Below are 4,799 nucleotides of genomic sequence, written 5' to 3' on the forward strand. Positions count from 1 at the left end.
AAATATGCGCCCACGCAAAAGACTTGGGTATAGAACACCAACGGAGTATATTCATGCGCATCTGTAGAAAGTGTCGCACTTCAAACTTGATACTAAGAAAATTTACGCCCACGATGGATAAGAGATATTTCTTGGGGACCCATCTCTGTTGACTCTTGCACCATCTAGGGTATTGATTACTCGCTGGAAGCTATCGATGTAATCGTTTGTTTTTAAAAGGTTTATTGCATAATCATGTAAATCAGCAACCTCTGCAAAGCCTTGGTTAAGTATAAGATTTAAAATATATTTATAAGTATCCCATAACTTGTCACATTCCTCGTTTGCATCATATTGTAGTTGTGAAAAACTCTTCCCCTCATGTACTAGTTTATTACGAATGTCCGAGTAGGCTATGTCAAAATCAGTAAGGAGAGTCTCAAATTTTTGCACAGAACCGCCACTTGCTAAAGCAGATATATAAGTTCGGTGCTTCCAGCCACTCCATCGATGAGATGGTAAACTCAACCCATCAATAGCAAAAACTAAGGAAAGGAACGTAGATTCTTCACCTAAAGTATAAAAAGCCTGACGACATTGTCGGAGGGAGCTGATAATAGTGCCAGACAATGATGTTGTTTCGTGCCCTAATAATAGTTCTGATAACTTATAATCGTTATAGGTAAAAGCATCATCAAGTTCTGGACCTAACCAGTTATTAGATGCAGACATTGGCTTTGATAAACCTGAAACTGTTGTAATAGGTAGACCTGATGAACTAGTAGGGATGATCTCAACTTCATAAAAACCAGATTTTAGTTGTCCAGCAGGGTTGGGGGTAAACTCTGGTCTCTGAAAGCTTGAGTACTTTAACCTAACTAAATCTAAGCCCTTTTCAGCTTCATTCAAGCACAAATTGATGACTCGATCATTGTGTGCAATGCTTGTATTTAGATCTCGTAAATCTGAATCTTCGAATTTCATTTCAAATTCGATTCTTTCACCTTTAGCAGTTTTTATTTCTTCTTTACTACATGTAAACAGCTCATTCGCTAGATATGTATAATTGTCAGCAAGGAAAACAGTATCCTCGATTTTGATCTGACAAAGCGGAACTATAACTTTACATAAAACTTCCATACTGACCCTATTTAATTTTTCTAACGCCCAATTAAGTTGTGAGCAACGCTGCCACCTTACTAAAGCACTTCACCGTAATCACCAAACAAATTGAAACCGAAAGCGCCGAGCGGTGCGAATCAGCTTGAATTGCTTGTTATGTGCGTAGTTATTAATTGCTGATCTGCTGCAATACTTCTTTTGAATCAGCTTCTTTCCAACGTTGTATAAGCTTAGATTGTGTAGTTGGGACTGTTTCAAGCTCGATACGATAAGCTTCTCGATAGGAACGCTTTGCAAATATGGGTTTCAGATACTCAGCAAAGTCTACTGCTAGTTCGATAGATTCTAGATATATAGGTTTGCTTCTGAGCCTCCCTTTTGGAGAAACACTCAATTTTACTTCTGACTGTTCACTATCTTCCCAATGAGGGGATTGAAGATTACGAGGTAGAAGAGCATTTTCCACCCAAACATGAATAGTCGTATAACCAGTTTCATCCATTGATTAAGTTCTCTCATCGTCATTTTTCGAAGTAGCACATAACGCCAAATTAAGTAGTGAGCAACGCTACCACCTACCTAAACCATTGTGCCGTAAACACTAAAGTTGATTCAAACCGAAAGTGCCAAGCGTTGCGAATCTGCTTAAATTTATTGTTAGCTTTCTGTCTACAGAGGAGCGCTATTGAAATTCTGTGCCGTGATTTTCTAGTGTTTGTTTGCCACATTTAAGACAAACTACGTACCTGTCTGTTAACTCCAATGATGCTCCTCCTGGTAAAGAAGCCGCTGCTCCACTGAAGAAACCGTCTAGAAACGCTTTGAACTGTTCTTTTATTGACTTCCCATATTTTGAGGGTTTCTGCTTGATTGCTTCTGTATGTTCAGTTTCTCTCTCGCACTTTTCACAAAACCTAATATTCATACTGCCTCCAATGAGATTAACGCACGCATGGAAAACGACAATACTAAGAATACCAAAAGCACTAAGTAAGTTTGTATTCTTACTTAAGACATTCGACTTTGTGCCCAAAGTTGAAAAGATAGCTAACGCCGCGTTAAGTAGTGAGCAACGCTACCACGAAACCTAACCATACCACCTTAAACACAAAACCCAACGATGGAATGAAAAATGCCAAGCGTTGGGAATCTGTCTTAAACGCTTTGTTATATGCGTGTATTAGGTTTGCTTGAGACAATAAAAAAGAGCTGCTTAAAGCAGCTCTTTAAAATCTTATGCAGCAGATGGGACTAATGCATGATTAGGTGAACACCACCCGCACAGTGAGTCCATAACATCTAACAATGTATCTTCGTATTCATCATCTAAAGTATGAGTTGCACGAAGTTCTTCAAACTCATCAAGGATAGAGTCAGCAGGGACACCGGTGTTAAGGAGCTTGGATTCAAGTACGAAGTGCGACACCTCTGAACATAAAAACAGTGAGATGCGATAATCATGAAGTTTGCTCCCGCCAAGAAGTAAAAAACATGAAATACACGCACCTCACTGAGAACGAAAGGTATATGATTTCTGCGCTCAGAAAGCAAGGAATTAGTACCGCTAAAATAGCTAAACAACTGGGTCGTCACAAAGCGACTATCTATCGAGAAATTGAACGCAATTCCCGATACAACAGACACTTTAAAAGGTACTCCTATCAGGCGTGGAGAGCCCAACAAATGGCTCGCAACCGGCTGAGCCGCTCGCGCAGAAATAAGCGCTACAGCGAAATCGACTTTAGGTTACCTGAGGCCTTACTACGACTGGATTGGAGCCCTGACCAAATCGTCGGATACCTAAGGGTAAGAGGCTATCCAACAATGAGCCACGAGCTCATTTATCAGCACATTTGGAATGACAAAACTCTCGGTGGAACCCTATGGAAACACCTACGCCAATCCACTAAGAAAAGGCGTAAAAGGTATAACTCAAAAGACAGCCGAGGTCGGCTGGCAGCAAAGCGCCATATTACCGAAAGACCAGCAAAAGCTGAGCAGCGAAAAGAGCCTGGTCACTGGGAAATTGATACCGTCGTTGGCCGCGGAACCAAGCACTGTATCGTGACTTTAGTCGACAGAATGACTGGCTACACTTTTATTGGGCAAATGGACGATAGAACAAGCGAGTCGCTCAACGTAAGAATGAGCAAAATCATGACCCGCTCTGACTTACCTTTTAAGACGATAACGGCGGATAACGGCACTGAATTTCATGGTTATGCGCAACTAGAAAAACATCATAACTGTCTGTTTTACTTTGCAAATCCATACCACTCATGGGAGCGAGGCACTAATGAAAACACCAATGGCTTGATACGACAATACTTACCAAAACGAACTTCTATGTCACACGTAACACAGAAGCTCTGCAATGAAATTGCACACAAATTAAATACGCGCCCACGCAAAAGACTTGGGTATAGGACACCAACGGAGTATATTCATGCGCATCTATAAAAAGTGTCGCACTTCAAACTTGATACTAAGTGAATTTTTCTATCGCATATGTTTCAAGACCATCAACATCACCATAAGGTTTAACCTCTGGAGCTAGAATCATACCAAGCTTTTTAATGATAGCTAACGACGGTAAATTCTCCTTAAAGGCTACACCATAAATTTTTGAGTGTTTATTTGCACGAAATGTTTGCTCTAAGGCAGCTTTTGCAGCCTCAAAAACATATCCCCGCCCTTGATAACCCGACACCAACGCATATCTGATATCGCTAAACTCTGGATTTTCACAGTACTCAATCCCAACATAGCCTATTTTAGTTTTTGGCTCACTTTTGAGGCTTATCACATAAGACCCAAATCCATGATTCCAATGTTCAATTCGGTTTTGTACGTGCTGCTGAATCTCTGCATCAGTATATGCCTGACCTTTAGGCAAAAATTTTGTTAATTCATCAGAGCTCAATATTTTAGAATAAATATCTAAGTCTCCATGACTAACGGGACTAAGAACTAAATTCTCTGTTTTTATCATGACCACCCTTATTCATATAACGCAGAGCTAAGTAGCGCAAACGATGCACGTACAAAGCCCACAAAACTTCAAACCAAAAATGCCATAGGTTACAGCGTCTGCTTGAGTGACTTGTTAGTAACGGAGGTTCAGTCGCGCACTGATCTCTCAGCAATCACCAATCTCAACTAAACATGACATCCTATCGACACCCGGCCTGCTGCACTCAGAAGTTACCAAAACAGGCATCTCCTCAAAAGCAAAACTACTGTTTGGCACGAACCGCCGAACAAATGAACTCACCAAAACTCATTAACTATTGGCGGCGTCGCACCAAAGAAACCTACACATTATCAGCGAATGCATCCGCTTTGAAATCCACGGAATCGCAGCGAAAAATGAACCACCACTCATAAACTTAGAGGACTTAAACAGCAGGCTTACTAACGCCGCGTTAAGTAGTGAGCAACGCCACCACCCTACCTAAAACCTTGCCACCTTAAACACTAAAACTGACTCAAACTGAAAATGCCAAGCGTTGCGAATCTGTCTTAAACGCTTTGTATGGATAATAAGTACTCCAATCGGGTAAGGTGAGACCCAGACTTTAGCTGCAACTAAAGTTCTTCTATCTGGTAGTTCGATTAAATGATGGCTCCTCTATTGAGAGACCGGTAACAAGTACGAACGCCAGATAGAACTCCAAGCACCACACTCGAATAGTCTT

Annotated in this window: 6 protein-coding genes; 1 reads left to right on the forward strand and 5 read right to left on the reverse strand. The window is 41.0% G+C overall.

The features are described from left to right. Positions 1 to 102: 102 nt before the first annotated feature. The 4 genes from ACHUFI_RS22180 to ACHUFI_RS22195 all read right to left on the reverse strand — a co-directional run bounded on the left by ACHUFI_RS22180 (position 103) and on the right by ACHUFI_RS22195 (position 2,527). A complete protein-coding gene (locus tag ACHUFI_RS22180; RefSeq protein WP_394253142.1) occupies positions 103 to 1,119 on the reverse strand; it encodes a hypothetical protein in 1,017 nt (338 codons plus the stop codon). 151 nt (positions 1,120 to 1,270) lie between these two features. Continuing rightward, positions 1,271 to 1,603 carry a hypothetical protein gene (locus ACHUFI_RS22185; protein ID WP_086584981.1) on the reverse strand — a complete coding sequence of 111 codons (333 nt, stop codon included), beginning with the start codon at positions 1,601 to 1,603 and terminating at the stop codon, positions 1,271 to 1,273. 180 nt (positions 1,604 to 1,783) lie between these two features. Beyond that, the gene (locus ACHUFI_RS22190) at positions 1,784 to 2,026 is read right to left on the reverse strand and encodes a hypothetical protein (RefSeq protein ID WP_394253144.1); all 243 of its coding nucleotides are present in this window, start codon (positions 2,024 to 2,026) and stop codon (positions 1,784 to 1,786) included. 309 nt (positions 2,027 to 2,335) lie between these two features. After that, complete coding sequence (locus tag ACHUFI_RS22195) at positions 2,336 to 2,527, reverse strand: hypothetical protein (protein WP_394253146.1); 192 nt, start codon at positions 2,525 to 2,527, stop codon at positions 2,336 to 2,338. Positions 2,528 to 2,592: 65 nt separating this feature from the next. Between ACHUFI_RS22195 and ACHUFI_RS22200 the strand changes: the two genes are divergently transcribed. Then, positions 2,593 to 3,561 carry an IS30-like element ISVa6 family transposase gene (locus ACHUFI_RS22200; protein ID WP_394253148.1) on the forward strand — a complete coding sequence of 323 codons (969 nt, stop codon included), beginning with the start codon at positions 2,593 to 2,595 and terminating at the stop codon, positions 3,559 to 3,561. 25 nt (positions 3,562 to 3,586) lie between these two features. Here ACHUFI_RS22200 and ACHUFI_RS22205 read toward each other — a convergent pair whose 3' ends face one another. Further along, positions 3,587 to 4,093 (reverse strand): GNAT family N-acetyltransferase, encoded by a 507-nt coding sequence (locus tag ACHUFI_RS22205; protein WP_394253150.1) that lies wholly within the window; start codon positions 4,091 to 4,093, stop codon positions 3,587 to 3,589. Positions 4,094 to 4,799: the final 706 nt, after the last annotated feature.

Source organism: Vibrio profundi, assembly GCF_043642225.1.
In the GTDB taxonomy this organism is placed as follows: Bacteria; Pseudomonadota; Gammaproteobacteria; order Enterobacterales; family Vibrionaceae; genus Vibrio; species Vibrio profundi_A.